14 protein-coding genes are annotated in these 22,938 nt (G+C 45.6%); 13 read left to right on the top strand and 1 reads right to left on the bottom strand.

Annotated features, from left to right (window positions below):
- The first annotated feature begins 174 nt into the window (after nt 1-174).
- The 6 genes from glgB to KH180_RS07375 are packed head-to-tail and all read left to right on the top strand — an operon-like array spanning nt 175 to nt 10,656.
- Complete coding sequence (glgB, locus tag KH180_RS07400; RefSeq protein ID WP_290758556.1) at nt 175-2,436, top strand: 1,4-alpha-glucan branching protein GlgB; 2,262 nt, start codon at nt 175-177, stop codon at nt 2,434-2,436.
- A gap of 23 nt (nt 2,437-2,459) precedes the next feature.
- The gene (locus tag KH180_RS07395; protein ID WP_290758553.1) at nt 2,460-3,644 is read left to right on the top strand and encodes a glucose-1-phosphate adenylyltransferase; all 1,185 of its coding nucleotides are present in this window, start codon (nt 2,460-2,462) and stop codon (nt 3,642-3,644) included.
- Between the two features lie 13 nt (nt 3,645-3,657).
- Complete coding sequence (gene glgD / locus KH180_RS07390) at nt 3,658-4,791, top strand: glucose-1-phosphate adenylyltransferase subunit GlgD (protein ID WP_290758550.1); 1,134 nt, start codon at nt 3,658-3,660, stop codon at nt 4,789-4,791.
- Entirely contained in the window at nt 4,784-6,235 is a 1,452-nt protein-coding gene (glgA, locus tag KH180_RS07385; protein ID WP_290758547.1) for a glycogen synthase GlgA, read from the top strand. The genes glgD and glgA overlap by 8 nt, the downstream gene beginning before the upstream one ends.
- Nucleotides 6,236-6,261: 26 nt before the next feature.
- The gene (locus KH180_RS07380; RefSeq protein ID WP_290758544.1) at nt 6,262-8,715 is read left to right on the top strand and encodes a glycogen/starch/alpha-glucan phosphorylase; all 2,454 of its coding nucleotides are present in this window, start codon (nt 6,262-6,264) and stop codon (nt 8,713-8,715) included.
- Between the two features lie 15 nt (nt 8,716-8,730).
- Entirely contained in the window at nt 8,731-10,656 is a 1,926-nt protein-coding gene (locus KH180_RS07375; protein ID WP_290758541.1) for a glycoside hydrolase family 13 protein, read from the top strand.
- Here the strand turns inward: KH180_RS07375 and KH180_RS07370 are convergent.
- Entirely contained in the window at nt 10,651-12,285 is a 1,635-nt protein-coding gene (locus KH180_RS07370; RefSeq protein ID WP_290758538.1) for a Na/Pi cotransporter family protein, read from the bottom strand. The genes KH180_RS07375 and KH180_RS07370 overlap by 6 nt on opposite strands.
- A 150-nt stretch (nt 12,286-12,435) precedes the next feature.
- Here KH180_RS07370 and glf point away from each other — a divergent pair, with 150 nt between their 5' ends.
- From glf to KH180_RS07335, 7 genes are all read left to right on the top strand, one after another.
- Nucleotides 12,436-13,539, top strand: a complete 1,104-nt coding sequence (glf, locus tag KH180_RS07365) for a UDP-galactopyranose mutase (RefSeq protein WP_290758534.1) — start codon at nt 12,436-12,438, stop codon at nt 13,537-13,539.
- A 648-nt stretch (nt 13,540-14,187) separates the two neighbouring features.
- Nucleotides 14,188-15,600, top strand: coding sequence for a tRNA (N6-isopentenyl adenosine(37)-C2)-methylthiotransferase MiaB (miaB, locus tag KH180_RS07360; RefSeq protein WP_290758531.1), 1,413 nt, complete (start codon nt 14,188-14,190; stop codon nt 15,598-15,600).
- Nucleotides 15,593-18,211, top strand: coding sequence for a DNA mismatch repair protein MutS (gene mutS / locus KH180_RS07355; RefSeq protein ID WP_290758527.1), 2,619 nt, complete (start codon nt 15,593-15,595; stop codon nt 18,209-18,211). The genes miaB and mutS overlap by 8 nt, the downstream gene beginning before the upstream one ends.
- A gap of 2 nt (nt 18,212-18,213) precedes the next feature.
- Entirely contained in the window at nt 18,214-20,076 is a 1,863-nt protein-coding gene (mutL, locus tag KH180_RS07350) for a DNA mismatch repair endonuclease MutL (protein ID WP_290758524.1), read from the top strand.
- Between the two features lie 209 nt (nt 20,077-20,285).
- Complete coding sequence (cdd, locus tag KH180_RS07345; RefSeq protein ID WP_290758521.1) at nt 20,286-20,666, top strand: cytidine deaminase; 381 nt, start codon at nt 20,286-20,288, stop codon at nt 20,664-20,666.
- Nucleotides 20,663-21,625 carry a tRNA (adenosine(37)-N6)-dimethylallyltransferase MiaA gene (miaA, locus tag KH180_RS07340; protein WP_290758518.1) on the top strand — a complete coding sequence of 321 codons (963 nt, stop codon included), beginning with the start codon at nt 20,663-20,665 and terminating at the stop codon, nt 21,623-21,625. Before cdd ends, miaA begins: the two co-directional genes overlap by 4 nt.
- Complete coding sequence (locus KH180_RS07335; RefSeq protein WP_290758515.1) at nt 21,600-22,883, top strand: methionine gamma-lyase family protein; 1,284 nt, start codon at nt 21,600-21,602, stop codon at nt 22,881-22,883. The genes miaA and KH180_RS07335 overlap by 26 nt, the downstream gene beginning before the upstream one ends.
- Nucleotides 22,884-22,938 lie beyond the last annotated feature (55 nt).

Genomic DNA, 22,938 nt, shown 5'->3' with positions numbered 1-22,938 from the left:
GATCTTGTAAAGGACAGCATCGGTTACGTTCTTAGCTATACAGAAAATGTTTTTAAGTAGATTAGGAAGTGTGATTTTGACCATTTGCAAGGACAAAATGGTGAAATTTGCACTTTTTTTATTAGCTTGTACATATAATAACTATTATGTATCTGAAGGAGGAGGATATATCCCATGGAAACAAACATTAGTAAAGAGGACTTATATTTATTTCAGACGGGAAAAGCGCAGAAAGCATATTTAATGTTTGGATGCCACTACTTGAAGGAAGCGGATGCCCATGAGTTTGTAGTATGGGCTCCAAATGCGAAGTCTGTCAGTTTAGTCGGAGATTTTAACCAGTGGAATCCATTGTCACATCCGATGAAGCAGACAGAAGAAGGGATTTATTCAATCCAGATTGAGGGTCTGGAAAAGGGGGATTTATATAAATATTATGTAGAGGGTATGGACGGCAAATGCAGGTATAAGAGTGATCCGTTTGCGTTCCATTCTGAAAACAGGCCTGACACAGCATCTGTGGTTTGGGATGAACTGGACAATTTTTCGTGGAGGGACAAGCGTTTCATAAGCCGCAGAAAGAAAAAACAGGACATAAGCCAGCCTATGTCTGTCTACGAGATGCATTTAGGAACATGGAAGATGCCGAAAGAGGAAGACAGGGAATTTTACAATTACCGTGAGATTGCAGACATGCTTGTTCCGTATCTGCAGAAGATGGGATATACCCATGTTGAGCTGATGCCGGTGACGGAATATCCGTATGACCTGTCTTGGGGGTATCAGGTGACTGGTTATTACTCTGTAACTTCACGCTACGGGAAACCGGAAGATTTCATGTATTTCATTGACAAACTCCACAGGGCCGATATCGGCGTAATCCTGGACTGGGTTCCTGCTCATTTTCCAAGGGATGAACACGGCCTTGCCCTGTTTGACGGATCCCACATTTATGATCATGCGGATCCGAGAAAAGGAAGCCAGCCTGACTGGGGCACCCTGCTGTTTAATTACGGCAAACCGGAGGTGCAGAGCTTCCTGATCTCCAGTGCTGTATTTTTTGCGGAAAAATATCACATTGACGGTATCCGCATTGATGCGGTCAGCGCTATGCTGTATCTGGATTTCGGCAAGAAGCCGGGAGAGTTTGTCCCAAATGAAGACGGCACCAATATAAACTATGAAGCCGTAGATTTTCTGAAAAACTTAAATCACACTCTGCGCTCCAACTTTGATGGATTTATTACGGTTGCGGAAGAATCTACAGCCTATCCGAAAGTGACCAGCGACATTGACGATGAAGAAGGACTTGGTTTTACATATAAGTGGAATATGGGATATATGCATGACTCCCTCTATTATATGGAACTGGATTCCCTGTTCCGGAAAGAGAACCATGGGGCCATCGTATTTTCTATGGATTATGCCTACAGTGAGAATTATATCCTGCCGTATTCCCATGATGAAGTCGTGCATGGAAAAGGCTCTATGATCAACAAAATGTTCGGCGAATACGAGCAGAAGTTTGCATCACTGAAAACATTGTATGGCTTTATGTATGCCCATCCCGGAAAGAAACTGCTCTTTATGGGAGATGATTTTGCCCAGTTTGTAGAATGGCGGGACAAAGAAGAATTAGACTGGTTCCTGATTGACGAATACCAAACACATAAAACGATGAATGATTATGTAGCCGGCTTAAATGCGCTTTACCGCAGCGAACCGGCCCTCTATGAGCTGGACAATAAACCGGAAGGTTTTGAATGGCTGCTTCAGAAGGATGCGGACCACAGTGTGGTGGCATTTATCAGGAAATCAAAAAAACGCAGAGGGAAACCTCAGGAACAGATCGTTTGTGTCTGCAACTTCACACCGGTTGAATGGGATAAATACCATATTCCGATGCCGAAAGACGGCAAGCTTACAAAGATCCTGGACAGCAGCGAGAAGGCTTTCGGAGGAAACGGGGAAGTGAGCCAGAAGTCTGCAAAAGTGCGCAAAAAGAAGATCAAAGGAAAGAGAAACGCCTACGAACACTATGCGGTGCTTTCATTGAAACCGCTCAGTGTTGTTATGTATAAATATACGCTGGAAGAGACACCGGCGAAAAAGAAGGCGGAACCAAAGAAAACAGCAGCCAGGAAGACAGCGCCGAAAGCAGCAGAAGCAGCAAAGGCTGAGGCTGTGAAAACGCCGGAAAAAGAGAAGGCTTTAAAAGCAGCGGAGCCGGCAGCGGTGAAAAAGGAGACTCCTAAGACCGCAGAACCGGCAGCAGCAAAAAAAGCAGAAAAGCCAGAAGCGAAAGCAGAACAAGCAACAAAAGATAAACAAAAACCTAAGAAGGAGGAGTCCAAAAAAGAAATAAAGCAGCAGACCGAACAATCTACTAAAAAGACAACAGCAGCGAAGAGTGCAGATAAAAAAGAAGCAAAATAGGCATTGTGAGAAGGAGGAAAACTATGATTACAAAAAAAGAGTGTGTGGCAATGTTACTGGCAGGCGGCCAGGGAAGCCGATTATTTGCGTTGACCCAGAAGAAGGCAAAGCCTGCTGTTCCCTACGGCGGTAAATATAAGATTATAGATTTTCCGTTATCCAACTGCGCGAATTCAGGCATTGATACGGTAGGTGTCCTGACTCAGTATGAACCTTTGGAGCTGAATTCTTATATCGGAACCGGAGGGTTCTGGGACCTTGACAATATGAACGGAGGAGCTTTTGTCCTTCCGCCGTATGTAAGAGGTGAGCAAGGCAACTGGTACCGGGGTACAGCCGATGCCATTTATCAGAATATCAACTTTATTGATAACTATGATCCAGATCATATCATTGTTTTGTCCGGTGACCAGATCTGCTGCATGGATTATCAGAAGATGCTGAACTACCATAAGAAAAAAGGAGCGGACTGCACAATCTCTGTACTGGAAGTTACATTGGAGGAAGCAAAACGTTTCGGTATTATGAATACGGATGAGGAAAACAGGATCGAGGAGTTTGAAGAAAAACCGGCGCATCCTAAGAGCACAAAAGCATCTATGGGTATCTATGTGTTCAAATGGAAACTGATCCGCCAGTATCTGATTGACGATGCCAATGATCCGGATTCAGAGCATGATTTTGGAAAGAATATCATCCCGAGAATGCTGGAAGAAGGAAAGAAGATGTATGCTTACAGCTTTGACGGATACTGGAGGGATGTAGGAACAATCTCCAGCCTGTGGGAAGCCAACATGGAGCTTCTGGAGGAAAATCCCCAGCTGAACTTAAATGACGACAAGCTGAAAGTCTATACAAGGACCTACGGACTTCCGCCTCATTACATAGCAGATGGTGCCAGTGTGAAAAAAAGCATCATAGCAGATGGTTCGTTCATTGAAGGAACCGTGGAAAACTGTGTCATCCATTCCGGCGTAAAGATCGGAAAGGGAGCTGTGGTAAAAAACAGTGTCATTATGAAAGACTCCATCGTCCGGGAAAACAGCGAGATCAATAAAGCGATTATTGACGAGGAAGTTGTTGTGGAAGAAGGAAGCAAAGTCGGAGAAGGCAATGAAGTTACCGTTATCGGCTATCACAGTGTGGTGCTTGAAGATGCTGTCGTTGAGGATGGTGCAATGATCTATCCGGAATCTATTTTACACTAGGGAGGTAGAAACTATGGAAAATCAAATGCTTGGAATTATAAATGCAGGAGAAGAAAACAGAAAACTTCAGGATTTGGTGCGTACCAGAAGCTTATCGGCACTTCCGGTGGGCGGAAGATATCGGACCATAGATTTCCTCCTGAGCAATATGGTAAATTCAGCAATTAAAAATGTCGGAATCATGACAAGATATAATTACAGTTCTCTGATGGATCATGTAGGTTCAGGAAAGGACTGGGGCCTTAACAGAAAACGGGGAGGACTTTATACATTTCCTCCTTACATTTCAGGAAGCGGGAGAACCGGCGGATATGCAAGTGTCATGGACGGTCTGAGAGGAACACTTGGATTTTTGAAGAAAGCCTCAGAGCCGTATATCCTTTTAGGACGCTCTTATGTCATCTTTAACTCTGACTTTAATGAAATGCTGGAAAAGCATATTGAAAGCGGAGCAGACATTTCCATGATGTATTTTGACAACAGCGATGATGCAACTAACTGCGACTATGACGGTGTATATCTGAAGCCGGACGAGAGCGGACGCATCACTGATATGTGTTATTCTGAGACAAAGCACCGCTACGGCAAGAAGAGTATGGATGTTTACATTATGAAACGGGAGCTTCTGATTGATTTCATTCAGGAAGCAGTGTCCCATAACAGGAAGCATTTCTTCTTTGATGTGCTTGTACCGAACTTTGACCGTCTTTATATCCAGGGATATGAGTATAAAGGTTATGTGGGATGCATCACATCAGTGGAGGCGTACTACAACATCAATATGGACTTATTAAAACAGGATGTGCAAAAAGAGCTGTTTTTCGGTAAGAATAAAATATATACAAGGACAAGTGACAGCGCTCCTGCCCGCTACGGCATTGAGGCGGACATCAGGAACAGTCTGATCAGCAGCGGCTGCGAAGTGGACGGAACTGTTGAAAATTCTGTCATCTTCCGCGGATGTCAGATTGAAAAAGGTGCAGTGATCAGAAATTCCATTGTTATGGCAGAAGGCTTTATCGGAAAAGGCGCAGACATTAATCATACGATTATGGACCGCCACGTAAAGATATACTCCAATGCCCATTTATCCGGATCCAGACAGCATCCGGTGTTCATACCGAAGGGAGCCAGTGTCAATGAATAAAAGGAATGAGTGTATGATGAATGTACTGATGGTTGCAGCGGAATGTGCTCCCTTTGTGAAATTGGGGGGCCTGGCCGATGTCATCGGTACTCTGCCCAAGGAGCTGAATAAGCTCCATGTGGATACCAGAGTCATGATGCCGTTCCACCGTCAGATAAAAGATAAGTACGCTGCACAGACAAAGCATATGACAGATTTCTTTGTGACTTTTGCCGGGAGAGAAGTCTATGTGGGTGTTGAAGGATTGTTTTTTAATGATGTCACATATTATTTTATAGACAATGAAGAGTATTTTGGCGATGCAGTTTACAGAGGCGGAAACGCAGAAGGAGAGCAGTATGCATTTTTCTGCCGTGCGGTGGTAGAGTCTGCCGGAAGGATTGGATTCCTTCCGGATGTACTGCACTGCAATGACTGGCAGACCGGCCTGATTCCGCTGCTGTTAAAAACTCAGTACAGCCATTGGGAAATCGGCCGTGCCAGGACGATTTTTACAATCCATAATATGATGTATCAGGGCGAGTACAGCTTTGAAGCGTTTCATCACTGGCTGGGGATCGATCCGAGATATGATACTCCGGAATTTATGCATAATTATGAGTGTGCCAGCTTTATGAAGGCAGCACTTGTATTTGCTGACCGTATCAGCACTGTCAGCCCGACCTATGCGCAGGAGATCAAGACTCCGGAATTCTCCTACCGGCTGGAAGGAATATTAAATGCCAGAGCGTGGGATACATGGGGAATCGTAAACGGCATCAATACAGAAGAGTTTGATCCGGAGACGGATCCGTATCTGGAATATCATTTTAACAAAGATGATCTGACGGGTAAAAAGAAGAACAAAGAAAAACTGATCAGCGACCTGGGGCTGAATATATCCCCTGGGGTTCCGGTCATAGGCATGGTAAGCCGTCTGACAGCACAAAAAGGGCTGGATCTAGTCAAATATATCCTGGATGAACTGATGTGCACGGAGGATATTGCCTTTGTTGTGTTAGGCACCGGCGACCACGACTACGAAGAATTTTTCCGCTTTATGGAGAATAAGTATAAGGGCAGAGTCTGCTCATACATCGCATACAATAATGCGGTGGCGCATCAGATTTATGCGGCCAGCGACCTGTTCCTTATGCCTTCCAAGTTTGAGCCATGCGGTATTTCCCAGATGATCGCACTTCGGTATGGAACTCTGCCGATTGTCCGTGAAACAGGAGGGCTTTGTGACACGGTTCAAAGCTACAATGAGTTTGAAGAAACAGGAAACGGATTTTCTTTCAAAAATTACAATGCACACGAGATGCTTGGAGTCATCCGTTACGCATTGAATACGCTGCGCAGTCCAAAGCGCAGGAAAGGCCTGATCCAAAGGGCGATGGAGTCTGACAATAGTTTTGCGTCATCAGCCAGAAAATATCTAGAATTATACCAGAGCATTCTTTAGACAACTGGTGAAAGGAGCAACAGAGGATGAAAATTGTAAACAATAACAGCAAAGTTCAGGAAATCATCAGCAATGTTGAAAACAAACTGAACAATAATTTCGGAACAACATTGGAGGAGGCAACCAGGGATGAGCTTTACAAAGCGGGAGCTGGGTGCATCCGGGATGATATTATGCATCTTTGGACAAAAAGCCGGAAAAAGACAGAGGATCTGGGACTGAAAAAGTTATATTATATGTCAGCAGAATTCCTGATGGGCAGAGCATACAGCAATAACCTGATCAATTCCGGAGTTTTTAAGGACTACAAAGAGGCGTTTGAGAAGATGGGAATCGATTTTGATGACATCTTGGACGAAGAGAGCGATCCTGGACTTGGAAACGGCGGACTGGGACGTCTGGCCGCCTGTTTTCTCGATTCCTTGTCAACACTGAATCTGCCGGCCATCGGATGCGGCATCCGTTATGAATACGGATTATTCCAGCAGAAGATCATTGACGGCAGCCAGGTGGAAGTAGAGGATGACTGGCTCAGAGACGGATTCGTATGGGAGGTGGAACGTCCGGAACTCACCATGGAGGTCCGCTTTAACGGTGAGATCAAAGAAAACTGGACAGAGGACGGATTAAAGATCGAACACTATAACTACCACACCGTGCTTGCAGTTCCTTACGATGTACCGGTGGTGGGATATAAGACCAATGCTCCTGCGACACTGAGACTCTGGAGTGCAAAAAGCAAGCAGAATTTTGACCTGCACTCCTTCAATGAGGGAAGATATGAGAAAGCTTCCGCTGATTCAGAATTTGCGGAGGTTATCTCCAAGGTTCTGTACCCGGCGGATGACCATATGCAGGGGAAACTGCTCAGATTAAAGCAGTTCTATTTCCTGACATCTGCAACTATGCAGCTTATGGTGAAACATCACAAGGAAAAGAGAGGGGATCTTCATACACTGCCTGAATATGCGGCAGTACAGATCAACGATACCCATCCGACACTGGCAATTCCGGAACTCATGAGAATCCTTATGGATGAGGAAGGCTTTGGCTGGGAAGAGGCAGAGGACATCATCGGACAGATCTTCAATTATACAAACCACACGATCATGGCAGAAGCCCTGGAGTGCTGGGATGAAAATATGTTCAAACTTCTGCTGCCGAGGATCTATCAGATCATCTGCATTATGAACCAGAAATACTGTGAGCGCTTAAGGACTTATTATCCGAATGACGAGGCGAAGATTGCCTACATGTCTATTATCGGAAATAACCAGATCCGCATGGCAAACCTTTGTGTGGCAGTCTGCCACAGGGTAAACGGCGTGTCACAGCTTCACGGAGACATATTAAAAACGAATCTGTTTCATGATTCGTACAATATTTTCCCTCAGAAGTATCTTGCGATCACAAACGGAATTACTCACAGAAGATGGCTTGCCCTGGCAAACCCGGAATTATGTGACCTGATCCAGGAAAATGTAAGGGGAGATGTACTTGCAGACTACCGTCTGTTTGAGAAGATCATGCCAATGGCAGATAATGCAGAGTTCTGCAAAAAGTATGATGCCATCAAACAGCGCAATAAGAAAAGGCTTGCCAAGTACCTGAAAAAGAAACAGGGAATAGAGATCAACCCGGATTCTTTGATTGATGTACAGTGCAAGAGGCTTCATGAGTATAAGAGACAGCTCTTAAAATGCCTTCATATCATTTATCTGTATAAGCAGGTGAAGAAAAATCCAAACTTCCTGAGCAAGCCGATCACCTTTATTTTTGGGGCAAAAGCGGCACCTGGATACCAGAGGGCCAAGGAGATCATTCGTCTGATCAACTCTATCGGGGATATGGTCAACAATGATCCTGATACCAAAGATAAGATGCAGGTTGTTTTCGTAGAGAATTACTCTGTATCTGTGGCAGAAGTGCTGATTCCGGCAGCGGATATCAGTGAGCAGCTTTCTACGGCCGGGCTGGAAGCTTCCGGAACCGGAAACATGAAGTTTATGATGAACGGTGCACTGACACTTGGAACCATGGACGGAGCAAACGTAGAAATCTTTGAACAGGTAGGAGCCGAGAATATCTTTATTTTCGGGGCAACGGTAGATGAAATTAATTCCATGAAACAGTACCGGACTTATAATCCGGGTACCATTTTTGAGCAAAACCCAATGATACGTGAGGTATGCAACTGTCTGATCGCAGGAGAACTTCCGAGGTACGGCAGGAGAAAATACTCTGATATCTATCAGTCTCTGCTGTTTGGAGATTCTAATATACCGGATCAGTACTTTGTCCTGTATGATCTGCCTTCTTATGTGGAAGAATTTGAGAAGGTCTATGACACTTATATTAATCACCATGATGAATGGGTGAAAAAAGCGGTGATCAATACCGCCAAATCCGGATTTTTCTCTTCTGACCGCACGATTGAAGAGTACAATGAAAAAGTCTGGAATTTACCAACATATAAATAGGCAGGGTGAGAGAACATGATCCATAATGCATCAATTGAGCAGTATAGGAAACCTGTTGGGGCTGTTACAAAAGGCGAAGAAGTGAGACTTCGCCTTTTTGCCTTAGAGGGGACGGCTGCGAATGTGGAAGTGGTCTTATTTTCGGAAGATTACCATAAGACATTTCCAATGAGAGAGAGGAAGGATTTCTATGAATGTATCATAGAGATGCCGGAAAAAGCGTGTATCCTTTGGTATTACTTCAGGATCACAGAGAGGAATTACACGTATTATTACGGAGCAAAGCCGGGACGTACCTGCGGAGAAGGCATGCGGGTAGAAGAAGATGTGCACGGCTTTCAGATGACTGTATACGAAAGAGGGTTTGAAACGCCCAGGTGGCTTTCAAAAGGCATTATGTATCAGATATTTCCGGATCGGTTCTGCCGGGGAAACTGGCAGAATACCGTAAAGGGAGAAGAATACCATAGAAAAATGGGCCGTGATATTTACGTGCACAAAAGCTGGGAGGAACGCCCGCTTTTCGGACCGATGGAGGGGAAAGAATTTTATGATCCGTGTGATTTCTTCGGCGGAGATCTGGAAGGGATTAAAAAGCATTTAGACGATCTGAAAAAATTAGGCGTCACCTGTATTTATCTGAACCCCATTGTAGAGTCCAGTTCCAATCATCGGTATAATACCGGTGATTACAAAAAAGTAGATCCATTCCTGGGAAGCAATGAAGATTTCAGAGAATTATGCGAAATCGCCAGAAGAAAAGGAATTCATATTATCCTGGACGGAGTTTTCTCCCATACGGGAGCCGACAGTCTTTATTTCAATAAAAATGGAAATTATAAGAGTGTGGGGGCCTATCAGAGCCAGGATTCACCGTTTTATGACTGGTACTCCTTTGACAGCAAGGGAGATTACAAGAGCTGGTGGGGATTCCGGAGTCTTCCGGAGGTCAATGAACTGAACGAACGTTTCCTGTCCTATATTATTACGGGCAGGGACTCAGTTCTTAAACATTGGTTTACGCTTGGAGCTTCCGGGTTCCGGCTGGATGTGGCTGATGAGCTTCCGGACGAGTTTATTTTTCTGATGCGCAAGACAATGAAAAAGATGTTTAAAAACTATGCTTTAATCGGAGAAGTATGGGAAGACGTCACCACAAAAGAAAGCTACGGGGTCAAGAGAAAGTATGCTCTCGGCAGGGGGCTTGACAGTACGATGAACTATCCGTTTAAGGTAAACTGTGTCAACTATCTGCTGGGAAATGAAGATGCTTATGGCATGCAGCAGTTTCTGCTGGGACAGCAGTGCAACTATCCAAAGCCGTTTTATTACAGCGTGATGAATCTGCTGTCATCCCATGACATCCCGAGGATCCGGACTACTCTGGCCTCAGGAATGAATGAGATGCTGCCGTCCAGGGAGAACCAGATTGACTACGTAGTCACTTCGGAAAACGACCGCAAAGGAGCAGTACTTTCCAGGCTGGCATTTGCAATCCAGTTTTTTATTCCGGGAATCCCGTCGATTTATTATGGGGATGAGTATGGAATGAACGGGCTGATGGATCCGTTTAACAGGGGTCCCATGTTTAAGCATGATACAAAGATATTTGAAGAATTAAAAACCGTTTCCGTTTTCAGAAGCCGGGAAAAAATCCTTCAGACAGGTTATGCTTTGTATATTGCCGCATCTGAACATGTTTTGGCTATTCTGCGGTTTGTGCCGGGAACAAAAGATGTTTTTGGAGAACCGTGCAGTCAGGGAGCTTATTTGCTGCTTGTCAATGCGGGAGATGAGGAAGAAGAGATTGATTTTGATTTCTCAGATTATAAGGAAGGGGTACCGGAAGAGGAACACAGGCGGCTCATCAAAATGCTTGAGAACACCCGTGTTCACACAAAGGTACAGAGATTAGACTATAAAATCATGCATCTGTCATGATTCTGTGAGCATTTCTTCATCAGATGGATCCATCACAGAAAATGCAATGTTTGTCCCATGATCGGCAATACGTTCCAGGGATGAAAGCATATCAGAAAACAGAAGACCGGCCCGGGGCTCACAGATGCCCTGGGCCATTCTGTTGAGATGGCGCTTTTGATAGCGGCGTTCCATAGCATCGATGGCCTGTTCATGTTTATAAAATTCAGGGATCATTTCTTTTTTATGTTCTTTAAAAATCACCACAGCATCTTCCAGAAGAGCAGACACAGCGTTATACATATTGACCAGTTCCCTCTTGGCATCTTTGCTCAGACGGGAGTTATGATCGGCAGCAGACCGGGCGCTGTCAGCAAAGTTTTCAGCCAGGTCACCGATACGTTCAATATCTCCGACCGCATAGAACATACTGCCCAGGATTTCCCGGTCACCTACGGGAAGTTCCTGAAGATTGGAATCAACAAGGAAGTCCGTAATCTTCTGGCTCAGACTGTCAATCTCCTCTTCCCGCTGATAAATCTCACCGAGATGTTTTGTACTGCAGTTTAAGAATGCCTGAAAGGCCATTTCAAGGTTTTTGTTGGCAAGCTCCGCCATACGGGATATCTCCTGGCGGACCTGGGGAATGGCAGATATGGGAGAGTGGTATTCACCAATAAAATTCAGTTCGGAAGGAGAAGGCTTTTCTTCATCGCCCGGAACAATCTTTTCTGCCAATTTGACAATCAGGCTGGTGCTCGGAAACATAATCAGCACTTCAAAAATCTTAAAAAATGTATGGGCATTGGCTACGCTTCGTCCCATATTTCCATTTGATATATGTAAGATCGTCTCGGCGATCGGATGCAGGAAAAAGGTGAGGAGTGTAAAAATGGCTGCACTTCCGAACACATTGAATAAGAAGTGGATGACTGCCGCGCGTTTTGCATTTTTCTTTCCGCTTAAGCTGGCTAAAAGGGCAGATACACAGGACCCCATATTGCAGCCCAGGATGATAAAGAAACAGATAGGCAGGCTCAGGAGACCCTGGGAAGCCATCAGAAGTACAATGCTGACGGTTACAGAGGAACTCTGGAGGATGGCAGTGATCACAAAGCCTATGAGGACAGCGGCAAAATGGTTGTCCAATCCTGCCAGTGCATTCATGACGGCAGGAGAATCTTTTAAGAAGGACATGGTGGAGGACATGGTTGTAAGGCCGGTGAATAAAACACCGAAGCCTAAGACCACTTCACCGGTCTTCTTGATTCTGGGGTTTTGAATAAACATAACCATGACCACACCGGACATTAAAAAAATAGGTGCGGCATCTGACAGGTTAAATGCCACCAGCTGGGAGGTCACTGTCGTTCCGATGTTGGCTCCCAGGATAACGCCTGCCGCCTGGGAAAGATTCATAAGCCCTGCATTAACAAAGCTGACGACCATGACGGTTGAAGCGCTCGACGACTGAATGATGGCGGTAAAAAAGATGCCCACCAGCATCCCCGAAAAACGGTTCGTTGTGAAGAACTCCAGGATCCCCCGAAGTCTTGCTCCGGCTGCTTTTTCAAGACCGTCGCTCATTAGTTTCATTCCGTACAGAAACAGGCCAAGACCGCCGGCCATCGGTAATAGAAAAGAACTCATTGCTGCCTCCTTGATTTTGTATAAAAATTTACACAGATTTTACAAACTCGTTACTTCTATTTTACTTTAAAAGAAGCCGGGAGACAAGAAAAACAGATTGTCATTTTTCCCGGGACAGGGTATAATAAACCAAATATAAGGAGGAAGTTTATGAAGCATTATGATTATATTTTAGTCGGCGGCGGACTTTTTAACGGAGTCATTGCCAGAGAAGCAGGAAAACAGGGGAAAACCTGTCTGGTAGTAGAAAAGAGAGAGGCCCTGGGAGGAAATATCATGTGCAGGGATGTGGAAGGCATCATGGTCCATGAATACGGAGCGCATATATTTCATACAAGCAATGAGGAAGTATGGAAGTATGTAACTTCGCTGGTAGAATTCAACCATTATATCAACTGTCCGGTGGCGAATTATCATGGTGAGACGTATAATCTTCCTTTTAACATGAATACATTCAGCAAGATGTGGGGGATTGCATCTCCGGCTGAGGCCAAAAGGATCATAGAATCCCAGAGACAGGCTGTAGAAGGGGAACCTTCAAATCTTGAAGAACAGGCGGTCAGCCTGGTAGGCACGGACATTTATCAGAAGCTGATCAAAGGTTATACTGAAAAGCAGTGGGGAAGAGACTGTAAGGACCTTCCGGCTTCTATTATCAGGAGAATACCTGTCCGGTATATTTACGACAATAACTATTTTAACGATCCGCATCAGGGCATCCCAAAAGAGGGATACAATAAGCTGATCGACAGGCTGTATGAGGGCTGCGATGTTATGCTCTCCACCGACTTTTTAGAAAAAAGAGAAGAACTTTCAGGGCTTGGAGATAAGGTGATCTATACAGGTACGATTGATTCTTACTATGGATACCAGTTCGGAAAGCTTGCTTACAGAAGTCTGAAGTTTGAACATCAGGTTTTGGAAGAAGAGAATCATCAGGGAGTGGCTGTCATGAATTATACAGACCGTGAGACTCCGTATACGAGAAAGATCGAGCATAAGCATTTTGCATTCGGTACCCAGAAGAATACAGTAGTCACAAAGGAGTATCCGGTGGAGTGGGAAGACGGCATGGAACCATACTACCCGGTAAATGATGAGAAAAATAATCAGTTATTCCAAAAGTACCGTACCCTGGCCGATAAGGAAGAAAAAGTTTTGTTCGGCGGAAGACTTGGGGAATACAAGTATTATGACATGGATAAAGTCATAGAATCAGCGCTTTGTTTTGCAAAAGACCAGTTAAAGCTATAGGCAGAAATCTATGCCGCTCAAATTCTTTTATTAAGATTTTGAGCGGTATTTTTTATTACAATAGGATAGTTCTCCGAACCTCCCTATTGTAATAAAAAGCACTCCGTGCAGGATGCGCACAAGCTCATCAAAGAGCAATGGGCCTAAGAGATGAGTTTTTCTTCACTATCTCCAGTCGGCTCTGGAAAGGTCTCCTTCCGACAGTGAAGAAAAACTTATCGGTAATAGGTACCTTCTCTTTTATAGCTGCCCTTCTCCAGCAGACATTACGTCCATTTTGACCAGTTCGGAGGACTTGCATTCGAAGGAGTATTAGTTTTTCTTCCTGAAGCAAAGACTTGTAGGCAATGAGGTTCGATTCACTAAATTCGCATCTCGCCTGCGGCTCCTGCTCATGAAGTTCCTTTGAACGGCCTTCGCACTAAGCTCAGTCTGCACTTTGTTTGCCTTCCCTAAGTGCTCTAGGCCAACGCAAGTGAGTTCCGAACGGGCCACCGGAAAGGCTTTGCTGAAGGTTAGAAAATCTTATGCTTCTGAGACAGCAAGCCGGAGAACTGGTCAAAATGTCATAGAAATTTGCACGATTTTTTAAATATTGTTATAATAGATTCCATATGCCAAGAAATGAAAAAGAACGGAGAAATACCAATGCCAACATATAAAAATGAAGCACAAAAACAATACGCCTATATGGAAGAGATGAAAGGATGGGTAAAGACACAGGAAGAACGTCTGGGCCGGCCTCTCACCTGCCATATCACTACCTTTGGATGCCAGATGAATGAGAAAGACTCTGAAAAGCTTCTCGGGGTTCTGGAGACAATCGGGTACCAGGAAACTGACACGGAATATGCGGATCTGGTTCTCTTTAATACATGTACAGTCCGGGAAAATGCCAACACAAAGCTGTACGGACATCTGGGGCACGTAAAAAAAGCAAAGGAAAAGAACCCTGATATGATGATAGGTCTCTGCGGCTGTATGATGCAGGAAGAACAGGTTGTGGAGAAGATTGGAAAAAGCTATCCGTTTGTAGATCTTATTTTCGGGACGCACAATATTTTCAAACTGGCGGAGCTTTTAAAGGCCAGGGTTGAGTCCGGGGGAATGATCGTAGATATTTGGAAGGATACGGACCAGATTGTGGAGGACCTTCCCAGTGACCGGAAGTTTTCCTTCAAATGCGGGGTAAATATTATGTTTGGCTGCAACAATTTCTGCAGCTACTGTATTGTTCCTTATGTGAGAGGACGGGAGCGGAGCCGGAAGCCGGAAGATATAGTACGGGAGATTGAAGGACTGGTGAAAGAAGGAGTGAGGGAAGTAATGCTGCTTGGGCAGAATGTAAATTCCTACGGCAAGAACCTGGATAAGCCGGTCAGCTTTGCAGAACTTCTGACAATGATTGAACAAATCGAAGGGCTTTCACGCATCAGGTTTATGACACCCCATCCGAAGGATCTGTCAGATGATCTCATTGACGTGATGGCTTCCTCCAAAAAGGTCTGCCGCCATATGCATCTGCCGGTTCAGTCCGGGAGCAGCCGGATTTTAAAGCTGATGAACCGGCATTATACAAAGGAAGACTATCTTGCTTTGGCTGAAAAAATCAAAGAAAAAATACCGGGGATTGCCATGACCACAGATATTATTGTAGGGTTTCCGGGGGAGACAGAAGAAGACTTTGAAGAAACCCTGGATGTGGTGAGAAAGGTCAAGTTTGACAGTGCCTATACGTTTGTCTATTCAAAAAGGACAGGAACACCGGCTGCCGCCATGGAAGAACAGGTGGAGCCTTTCGTGGTGAAGAAAAGATTCCAGCGTCTTCTTGAAGTGATTAAGGAAAGTTCAAAGGACAACAGAAAGGACGGAGTCGGAAAAGTGGAAGAGGTGCTGGTGGAGGAGAAGAATACCCACCAGGACGGTATGGTTACCGGCCGTCTTTCCAACAACATTTTAGTACATTTTAAGGGCGGGGACAGTCTGATTGGTCAGATCGTCCGTGTGAAGATTACGGAAGAAAAAGGTTTTTATTATATGGGAGAACAGGTAAATGGCTAAATTAACTCCAATGATGGAACAGTATATGGCGATCAAAGAGCAGAATAAAGACTGCATCCTGTTTTACAGGCTGGGAGATTTTTATGAAATGTTTTTTGAGGATGCCATGACAGCTTCCAAGGAATTAGAAATTACACTGACAGGGAAAAACTGCGGGATGGAGGAGCGTGCTCCGATGTGCGGCATTCCGTTTCATGCGGTGGATTCCTACTTAAATAAACTGGTGGAAAAGGGATATAAAGTGGCCATCTGTGAGCAGGTGGAGGATCCTAAACAGACCAAAGGAATTGTGAAGAGGGAAGTTATCAGAATTGTGACGCCGGGAACAAACATTTCCCAGCAAAGCTTAGATGACGAAAAAAACAACTATCTCATGTGTATTTTCTGCAGTGATGACAGCTTTGGGCTGTCCGTGGTGGATGTCACTACGGGAGATTTCCGCACCACATCCATGGATGAACTTCACAAGGTTGTGGATGAGATTTTTAAGTTTGCTCCGGCAGAGATCATCTGCAACGATGCATTTTTGATCAGCGGTGCAGATATTGGACTGATCAAAGATAAGCTTGGGGTATCCGTTTCCAGTATTGATCATTATTATTTTGATGAAGAGCAGGGGACAGCTGCCATTAAGTCTCAGTTTCATGTGGGGAATCTGAGCGGCCTGGGTCTTTCAGACCATCCTATGGGGGTCATCGCCACCGGCGCTATTCTTCTATATCTTCATGAGACCCAGAAAAACGCACTGAATCATCTTATGTCTGTCTCACCGTATGAGACCAGCGAATATATGATTATTGACAGTTCCAGCCGGAGAAATCTGGAACTTTGCGAAACTCTCCGGGACAAAAGAAAAAAGGGTTCCCTGCTGGGGGTTCTGGATAAGACAAAGACGGCTATGGGGGCCAGGCTTTTAAGAAGCATGATCGAACAGCCTCTGATCGACCGGGATAAGATTGAAGAGAGATATGAGGCGCTGACCACTCTGACCAGGCAGGCCATTGTCAGGGAAGAAATCCGGGAGTATCTGAACCCGGTTTATGATCTGGAGCGGCTTATGACAAAAGTAAGTTACCAGACGGTAAATCCGAGAGATATGATTGCTTTGAAAGTATCTCTTCAGTGGCTGCCTCCGATCAGGACCATTCTTGAAGAATGCAGCGATGGGCTGCTGTCTGAGCTTAGGGAAGAACTGGATACTCTGGAGGATGTGGCAGGGCTTTTAGAGGCTGCAGTACTGGAAGAGCCGCCCATTGCCATCAAAGAAGGAGGCATTATCAAGGACGGGTTCTCAGAGCAGATCGACCAGCTAAAAAGTGCCAAGACTGACGGTAAGCAGTGGCTCATGGAATTAGAAGAGAGAGAGCGGAGAGCTACCGGTATCAAGACACTGAAAGTAAAATTTAATAAAGTGTTTGGATACTATTTGGATGTCACCAACTCCTACAAGGACAGAGTACCTGAACATTACATAAGAAAACAGACGCTGGCCAACTCGGAGAGATATACCACGGAGGAACTTAACCAGCTGGCAGATACGATTCTCGGAGCTGAGGACAGGCTGTATGCCCTGGAATATGAAACCTTTGTATCAATCCGGGAAACATTGGCGGGAGAAATGGAAAGAATTAAGAAAAGCGCCGGAGTTATTGCCTACCTGGACGTGCTCTGCTCTCTGGCTTATGCGGCAGAGAGAAACGGATATGTGAGGCCGAAATTAAATACAAAGGGAACGATTGATATTAAAGAGGGGCGCCATCCGGTGGTGGAGCAGATGATGTCCAATGATATGTTTATTGCAAATGACACCTATCTGGACAGCAAACGGCACCGTGTATCTATCATCACAGGTCCGAACATGGCCGGAAAATCAACCTATATGCGGCAGTCGGCACTGATTGTCCTTATGGCCCAAATCGGCTCCTTTGTGCCGGCTGTGAAAGCAAACATCGGCATCGTGGACAGAATTTTCACCAGAGTAGGGGCCTCCGATGACCTGGCCAGCGGCCAGAGCACCTTTATGGTGGAGATGAGTGAGGTGGCAAATATCCTCAGGAATGCCACAAAGGACAGCCTGCTGATTCTTGATGAGATCGGCCGGGGAACGAGCACTTACGATGGCCTGAGCATTGCCTGGGCCGTTGTGGAGTATATCAGTAATTCCAAGCTTTTGGGAGCAAAGACTTTGTTTGCCACTCATTATCACGAGCTGACAGAACTGGAAGGAAAGATTTCCAGTGTGAACAATTACTGTATTGCTGTAAAGGAACAGGGCGATAATATTGTATTTTTAAGAAAGATTGTAAAAGGCGGGGCGGATAAGAGCTACGGAATCCAGGTGGCGAAGCTTGCAGGAGTGCCGGATATGGTGATCCAGAGAGCAAAAGAGATCGTGGCTGAATTGAGCGACAGCGATATTGTTTCCAAAGCGCAGAAAATTCAGGTTTCCGACGAACCGCAGCAGCTTTCTTTGTTTGCCAACGACGGTGAGCCTACAATGGAGCATCCGTTCATGGCGGAGATCAGGGAAAAGGATTTATCCTGCATGACTCCGCTGGAGGCGCTGAACTATTTGTATATTCTGCAGAACAAGCTTAGAGAAGAGGAATAGTTATGGCAGAAATTCAGTTATTGGACCAAAAGACAATCGATAATATTGCAGCCGGGGAAGTGATTGAGCGGCCTGCCTCAGTGGTGAAGGAACTGGTGGAGAACGCCATAGATGCCAAAGCTACAGCAGTCACTGTGGAGATCAAGGACGGCGGCATGACGCTTATGCGGGTGACGGATAATGGATGCGGCATTGCCAAGGAGGATGTAAAAACTGCGTTTCTGCGGCATGCCACAAGCAAAATCCGTACAGTGGAGGATCTGGTATGTGTATCTTCTCTGGGATTCCGGGGAGAAGCATTATCAAGTATCAGTGCGGTAGGGCAGGTGGAAGTCATCACCAAGACAGCCGGTGCTTTTTCCGGGGTATCCTATAAGATCTTCGGCGGGGAAGAACAGGGATTTGAAGAGATCGGCGCACCGGATGGGACGACTTTTCTCGTGAGGAATCTGTTTTATAATACTCCTGCCAGGCGGAAATTCTTGAAAAGTCCGGTGACGGAGGCAGGATATGTGGAGCAGATTATGGTGCATATGGCTCTGAGCCACCCTGACATTGCGTTTAAATTTATCCATAACAGCAAAAATAAGATGTATACATCCGGAAACGGAAATGTAAGAGATATTATTTACCACCTGTACGGAAGAGAGGTGGCGGCAGCCCTTCTGCCGATCTCCGTCCGAAGCCAGACAGTCAGCGTAGACGGCTACATCGGAAAGCCGTTTATTTCCCGGGGAAACCGGAACTATGAGAGCTATTTTATCAACGGCAGGTATATAAAGAGCAAGATTATTTTTAAAGCAATTGAGGATGGGTATAAGACCTTTACCATGGCACATAAGTATCCCTTTGTATGCCTGAATATCCAGGTGGAACCGGAGCTTTTGGATGTAAACGTCCATCCGACGAAGATGGAGATCCGGTTCCGCAATGAAAAGGAACTGTATGAGCTGTTGGAGTCAGGGATTAAAGAGGCACTGGCCCACAAAGAAATCATTCCCAAAGCAGAAATCGGAAAGCCTGAAAAAAAAGAAAAGACAGTGCTTCCGTCAAAAATGCCGGAGCCGTTTGAGCAGGCCAAAAGGGAAGAAAGCGCGCCGAAAGGGCCTGAAAAGGAAGCTTCCCCTAAGCCGTGGACGATGGGAAAGACAGTTCAAAGGGCAGAGCAGCCGGCTGTTCAGATGAAAAAGAGTGTGTCCGCAGGAGTCAACTATTATGAGCAGGCAAAACAGGATGAAATGAAGCAGATGACCCTTCATGAGACATCCCTGCTGGACGAGGAGGCGAAGCCCGACCGGAAAGTGATTGGCCAGCTGTTTAAAACTTACTGGATGATTGAGTATGATGACCAGCTGTTTATCATGGACCAGCATGCTGCCCATGAGAAGGTGAATTACGAAAAGCTTATGAAGGCATTCAGAGAGAAAAAGATATACAGCCAGGGAGTGGAGCCTCCTTATGTGGTGACACTGTCCATGGCAGAGGCGAAGGTGCTTTCAGAGACGAAGGGAATCTTTGAAGAACTGGGATTTACCATTGAGGCCTTCGGAGGCAATGAATTCTGCATCCGCCAGGTGCCGGCGAACTTATACGGCCTGAAAGAAAAAGAATTGTTCATGGAGCTTTTGGATACTCTCACTGCTGACGGAGTGAAAAAGGCTCCTGAGATGATTACGGACAAAATCGCATCCATGGCCTGCAAAATGTCAGCCAAAGGAAACCAGAGAATGTCAGTGCCTGAGGTGAAAAATCTTTTGGATCTTTTGATGGAGTGTGAGAATCCATACACCTGTCCCCACGGAAGGCCTACTATGATCAAAATGACAAAATATGAAATAGAAAAGAAATTCAAGCGAATCTTATGAGTTTTTCTCCACTATCTCCAGTCGGCTCTGGAAAGGCCTCCTTCCGACAGTGAAGAAAATCTTATCTCTAAAAGGAACCTTCTGTTTTATGGCTGCCCTTCTCCAGCAGACATTACGTCCATTTTGACCAGTTCGAATGCAAGCCGGAGAACTGGTCAAGATGTCATGAGAGGTTCACCACAAAAATGTGATATGAAAAGGATGGGATTATGAACGAGAAAGAATTACTGGCATTGGCTAAGAAGGCCAGAGAACAGGCCTATGCGCCATATTCCGGTTTTATGGTGGGGGCAGCTCTTCTTTGTGCGGACGGAAGTATTTATACGGGCTGCAATGTGGAGAATGCCTCCTACGGTGCGGCTATCTGTGCAGAACGAAACGCGGTGAGCACTGCGGTGGCAGCGGGAAAGAGGGATTTTGAAGCCATTGCCATTGCTGCAAAGGGAAAGGGCTGTGTATATCCATGCGGAATCTGCCTGCAGGTGATGAATGAGTTTTCAAAAGATATGAAAGTGATCTGCCAGGACAGAGACAATTACCAGGTTTTCAGACTGAAAGAACTGCTGCCGAAAGGATTTGATGAGTTATGAAGCCGTTGATTATATTGACCGGACCTACAGCAGCCGGGAAGACTGAGCTGTCCATAAAGCTTGCCAAAACAGTTGGAGGAGAGATCATCTCTGCCGACTCTATGCAGATCTATAAGAAAATGGATATCGGGACTGCAAAGATTATGCCGGAGGAGATGGAGGGGATTCCTCATTATCTTGTAAACGAACTGGATCCGGATGAAGAGTTTCACGTAGTCCGGTTTCAGCAGATGGCAAAGCAGGCATTAAAGAAAATATACGATCAAGGAAAGATCCCTGTTGTTGTGGGAGGAACCGGATTTTATATCCAGGCACTTTTATATGATATTGATTTTTCTAAAGAAGATTCCGACCCGGAATACCGGGAAAAACTCCGCCGGCTGGCAGAGGAAAAAGGAAACACATATCTGCATGAGATGCTCTCTTTGGTGGATCCGGAATCAGCTCAGGCTATTCATGAAAACAATATAAAGAGAGTGATCCGTGCGCTGGAATATTACGAAAAGACGGGGAGTAAGATCTCCCGGCACAATGAACAAGAAAGAAAAAAGGAGTCCTGCTATAATTATGTCTATTTTGTTTTGTCCCATGACAGAGAGATCCTCTATGACAGGATCAACAAGAGAGTGGATAAAATGCTGGAAGCAGGGCTGATCGGTGAAGTAGAGCAGCTTGCCGGACAGGGATACACAAAGGATATGGTATCCATGCAGGGTATCGGTTATAAAGAAGTGTTTGATTATCTTGAGGGAAAACAGGACCTTGATGTGACGGCAGAGCGCATCAAAAAAGATACGAGGCATTTTGCAAAGCGGCAGCTCACCTGGTTCCGCCGGGAAAAGGATGTCACTATGGTCAACAGGCAGGATTATCAAAATGAAGATGAAATTCTGGCATTTATGCTGGGAAAAATAAAAGAGAAAGGCATTTGGGATGGATCAGTTAAAACAATACTATAAAGAACTTGGCGTATCCGGGGAGGTTTACGACTATGCCAAAAAAATCGAAGCATCTTTAGCAGGAAGGTTTGCAGAGTTTGATGCAGCTGCAGAGTTTAACCAGCTGAAAGTGCTGAAGGCTATGAAGAAAAACCGTATTTCCGAGGCACACTTAGGAGAAACAACCGGATACGGCTATGACGATATCGGCAGGGAGGCTATCGAGGGAGTATATGCGGATATTTTTCAGACGGAAGATGCCCTGGTCCGCCCTCAGATTACCTGCGGGACTCATGCCCTGGGACTTGCCCTGAGCGCAAACCTGCGGCCGGGAGATGAAGTTATGTCTCCGGTGGGGAAACCTTATGACACACTGGAGGAAGTAATCGGCATCCGGCCTTCCAAAGGATCTCTGGCGGAGTATGGGATCACCTATGCCCAGGCAGATTTAAAGAAAGACGGATCTTTTGACTATGAAGCCATAAAAGAAGCTATCAATGAAAGAACAAAACTGGTCACAATCCAGCGGTCGAAAGGATATGCAACCCGCCCTACGCTTTCTGTTGAGCGGATCGGGGAGCTGATCTCCTTTGTGAAAAGCATAAAGCCTTCCGTTATTGTTATGGTAGACAACTGCTACGGGGAGTTTGTGGAACAGACAGAGCCTTCCCAGGCCGGGGCTGACTTAGTGGTGGGGTCATTAATCAAAAACCCGGGAGGAGGACTTGCGCCTATCGGAGGTTATATCTGCGGAAGAAAAGAACTGATCGAACAGTGTGCTTACCGGCTTACAACACCGGGGCTTGGAAAGGAAGTAGGGGCTTCTCTTGGAGTGAACCGCCAGTTCCTGCAGGGCCTTTTTCTGGCTCCTACAGTGGTCAACAGCGCTTTGAAAGGGGCTGTATTTGCGGCAAATCTTTACGAGAGCCTTGGATTTACGGTGGTTCCGAACGGGAGTGAAAGCCGCCATGATATCATTCAGGCAGTGGAGTTCGGCGATCCCAAAAAGCTGGTTGCTTTCTGCGAGGGGATTCAGGCGGCCTCTCCGGTGGACAGCTATGTGACACCGGAGCCGTGGGATATGCCGGGCTATGACAGCCAGGTTATTATGGCAGCGGGGGCATTTGTATCGGGATCTTCGATTGAGCTCAGTGCAGACGGCCCTATGAAGCCTCCGTATGCGGCTTATTTTCAGGGAGGGCTTACCTATCCCCACGCCAAATATGGGATAACCATGTCCCTGCAGAGAATGACGGAAAAAGGTCTGATCCGTCTGTAATGTCGGATGCCGGTTTTTTGTGTCTGAGCAATAAGAAAAACTTAAGGAAACCGTC

The organism is Anaerostipes sp. (assembly GCF_018381315.1).
Classification (GTDB): Bacteria; Bacillota; Clostridia; order Lachnospirales; family Lachnospiraceae; genus Anaerostipes.
The sequence above is the reverse complement of the archived record's forward strand: the minus strand, read 5'-3'. Positions and strand labels throughout refer to the sequence as shown.

Excerpts from the sequence above, each read along its gene's own strand:
- glgB (WP_290758556.1), top strand. The coding sequence starts at position 175 with ATGGAAACAAACATTAGTAAAGAGGACTTATATTTATTTCAGACGGGA.
- KH180_RS07395 (WP_290758553.1), top strand. The coding sequence starts at position 2,460 with ATGATTACAAAAAAAGAGTGTGTGGCAATGTTACTGGCAGGCGGCCAG.
- glgD (WP_290758550.1), top strand. The coding sequence starts at position 3,658 with ATGGAAAATCAAATGCTTGGAATTATAAATGCAGGAGAAGAAAACAGA.
- glgA (WP_290758547.1), top strand. The coding sequence starts at position 4,784 with ATGAATAAAAGGAATGAGTGTATGATGAATGTACTGATGGTTGCAGCG.
- KH180_RS07380 (WP_290758544.1), top strand. The coding sequence starts at position 6,262 with ATGAAAATTGTAAACAATAACAGCAAAGTTCAGGAAATCATCAGCAAT.
- KH180_RS07375 (WP_290758541.1), top strand. The coding sequence starts at position 8,731 with ATGATCCATAATGCATCAATTGAGCAGTATAGGAAACCTGTTGGGGCT.
- KH180_RS07370 (WP_290758538.1), bottom strand. The coding sequence starts at position 12,285 with ATGAGTTCTTTTCTATTACCGATGGCCGGCGGTCTTGGCCTGTTTCTG.
- glf (WP_290758534.1), top strand. The coding sequence starts at position 12,436 with ATGAAGCATTATGATTATATTTTAGTCGGCGGCGGACTTTTTAACGGA.
- miaB (WP_290758531.1), top strand. The coding sequence starts at position 14,188 with ATGCCAACATATAAAAATGAAGCACAAAAACAATACGCCTATATGGAA.
- mutS (WP_290758527.1), top strand. The coding sequence starts at position 15,593 with ATGGCTAAATTAACTCCAATGATGGAACAGTATATGGCGATCAAAGAG.
- mutL (WP_290758524.1), top strand. The coding sequence starts at position 18,214 with ATGGCAGAAATTCAGTTATTGGACCAAAAGACAATCGATAATATTGCA.
- cdd (WP_290758521.1), top strand. The coding sequence starts at position 20,286 with ATGAACGAGAAAGAATTACTGGCATTGGCTAAGAAGGCCAGAGAACAG.
- miaA (WP_290758518.1), top strand. The coding sequence starts at position 20,663 with ATGAAGCCGTTGATTATATTGACCGGACCTACAGCAGCCGGGAAGACT.
- KH180_RS07335 (WP_290758515.1), top strand. The coding sequence starts at position 21,600 with ATGGATCAGTTAAAACAATACTATAAAGAACTTGGCGTATCCGGGGAG.